The sequence below is a fragment of the Rhizobacter sp. P2_D12 genome (assembly GCF_056404395.1).
The window spans coordinates 1-2,396 of sequence record NZ_JBFUEB010000248.1 but is presented as its reverse complement, the minus strand read 5'-3'; the positions used below and the strand labels follow the sequence as shown (position 1 = coordinate 2,396).

Annotated in this window: 3 protein-coding genes; all 3 read right to left on the bottom strand. The window is 67.8% G+C overall.

The features are described from left to right. Positions 1-563: SDR family NAD(P)-dependent oxidoreductase (locus AC1DYN_RS32135; protein ID WP_477966790.1), on the bottom strand; the 563-nt coding region annotated here is incomplete at its 3' end. Positions 564-569: 6 nt separating this feature from the next. After that, entirely contained in the window at positions 570-1,235 is a 666-nt protein-coding gene (locus tag AC1DYN_RS32130) for an SPOR domain-containing protein (protein ID WP_477966788.1), read from the bottom strand. Between the two features lie 33 nt (positions 1,236-1,268). Next, a partial coding sequence (gene argS, locus AC1DYN_RS32125) for an arginine--tRNA ligase (protein ID WP_477966786.1) occupies positions 1,269-2,396 on the bottom strand: 1,128 nt, incomplete at its 5' end.

Below are 2,396 nucleotides of genomic sequence, written 5' to 3'. Positions count from 1 at the left end.
ATGTAGCCGGGGGCGATGGTTACCACGCGAATGTTCGACGGCCGCAGTTCCACGCGCAGCGCCTCGCAATAGCTGTGCAGCGCGGCCTTGCTGGCGCAGTAGGCGCCGGCGCCGCGCATGCCGCGAATGCCGGCCACGCTGCCGATGCCGACCAGGCGGCACGGCGTCGATTGGGTTTTCATGGCGGCGATGAACGGTGCGAACGTCGCCACCGTGGCATTCATATTGGTGGCAAAGACGGCGTCGAACACGGCCAGATCGTCGGCCTGTTCGGTCAGCGTGCCCTGCGAAATGCCGGCGCAGGCGATGACGATGTCGGCGCCGCCGTTCATGGTGATGAAGTCCTGCGCTGCGGTGGCAAGGGCCGCGCGATCGAGCACGTCGACCGCATACACCTGGTGGCGCGAGGAGTCAGGCAGCGATTGACGCAGTTGGTCGAGCGCGTCGCGCCGCCGGCCCAGGAGGCCCAGCGTCGCGCCACGCGCGGCATACTCGCGCGCCAGCGCGGCGCCGATGCCGCTCGAGGCGCCGGTGATGAAGACGCGCTTCGCCGGCAGCGACATGCCGGATCAGCGCTGGTTGCGCACGATGGCGACGTCGATGCCGCTGTCGAGCAGCTTGGCGCGCGCGCGGTTGACGCCTTCGACCTGCGTGAACGGGCCGACGCGCACACGGTGCAGCACGCCGCTGTCGGTGCTGCGGTCGGTGATCGCGGCCTCGAAGCCCAGCAGCGCCAGCTTGGCGCGGGTGTTTTCAGCATCCGACATTTCACGGAACGCGCCCGCTTGCAGGTAATAGATGTAGCCGTCGGTGACGGCGGCAGCCGCCGGCGCTGCAGCGACCGTGTTGACGGGCGCCGGCGATGGCGCCGGTGCGCGGCGCGGCGCCTGCATGCCGGCGATCGCGGCGCCCAGTGGATCGGCGTCCGCCGGCGCTGCAGCCGGTGCTGCGGGTGCGGCCGGTGCGGCAGCCGGTGCAGYTGGCGCCGGCTTGGGCGTCTCGCGCACTGGCGTACGGGTGCCGTACAGCGGCTTGTTCGGATCGTTGGCCTGGCTCGGCTCGAGGTCGGCCGGGCGCCCCATCTTGTTGGAGCGGTCGGTGAAGGGCGAGGCGCCCTTGGTGATCACGAGGGCGACCGCCACTGCGATGCCCAACCCCATGATCAGGCCGATGATGATGCCCGTCAGGGTGCTGCCGCGCTGGCGGAGGGGCGAGAAGGATCGAATGGCGGTCATGACGCTTTCTGGTTGGGCAGTGGGATGCAGTGATTACATTTTGTCCGGCGCCGAGACGCCGATCAGCGCGAGGCCGTTGCGCAGTACCTGGCGCGTGGCGGCGGCCAGCGCGAGGCGGGCCAGCTTGAGCGGCTCGTCGTCGTCCAGCAGCCACTTGTGCGCGAAGTAGTAGCTGTGCAGGTCGCCGGCCAGTTCGCGCAGGTAGAACGCCACCTGGTGCGGGCCCAGTTCGGCCAAGGCGCGCTCGAGCACTTCAGGGTACGACGCCAGCTTGGCCAGCAGTTCGAATTCCTTCGGCGAGGTCAGTGGCGCCAGGTCGACGCCGGCGAGCGAAGCGACATCGCCGCCCCAGTTGGCCAGCGCCGAGCAGATGCGCGCGTGGGCGTACTGGACGTAGTACACCGGGTTCTCGTCGCTCGTTTCGAGCGCGACGTTCACGTCGAACACGAACTCGGTGTCGGCCTTGCGCGAGATGAGGAAGAAGCGCACCGCATCGCGGCCACGCGTGACGTCGCCCGCGCCCGACCAATCGATCAGGTCGCGCACGGTGACGTACGAGCCGGCGCGCTTGGAAATCTTGACCTCTTCACCGTCCTTCATCACGGTGACCATCTTGTGCAGCACGTAGTCGGGATAGCCTTGCGGGATGCCGATGTCCACGGCCTGCAGGCCGGCGCGCACGCGCGCGATCGTGCCGTGGTGGTCACTGCCCTGGATGTTGATCGCCTGGTCGAAACCGCGGCGGAATTTCTGGATGTGGTACGCMACGTCCGGCACGAAGTACGTATAGGTGCCGTCGGACTTGCGCATCACGCGGTCCTTGTCGTCGCCGTAGTCGGTGGTCTTGAGCCACAGCGCGCCGCCGTCTTCATAGGTCTTGCCCGAGTCGACCAGCGTCTTGACGGCGGTGTCGACCTTGYCGTCGGCGTACAGCGACGACTCGAGGTAGTAGTTGTCGAACTTGACGCCGAAAGCCTGCAGATCCTGGTCCTGCTCGTTGCGCAGGTAGGTCACGGCGAAGCGGCGGATCGATTCGAGGTCGTTTACGTCGCCGCTGGCGGTGGCCGGCTCGCCATCGCTGGCCGAGACGGTTTTTTTGGCCAGGAAGTCGGCGGCGATTTCGGCGATGTAGTCGCCGTTGTAGGCGGATTCGGGCCACTC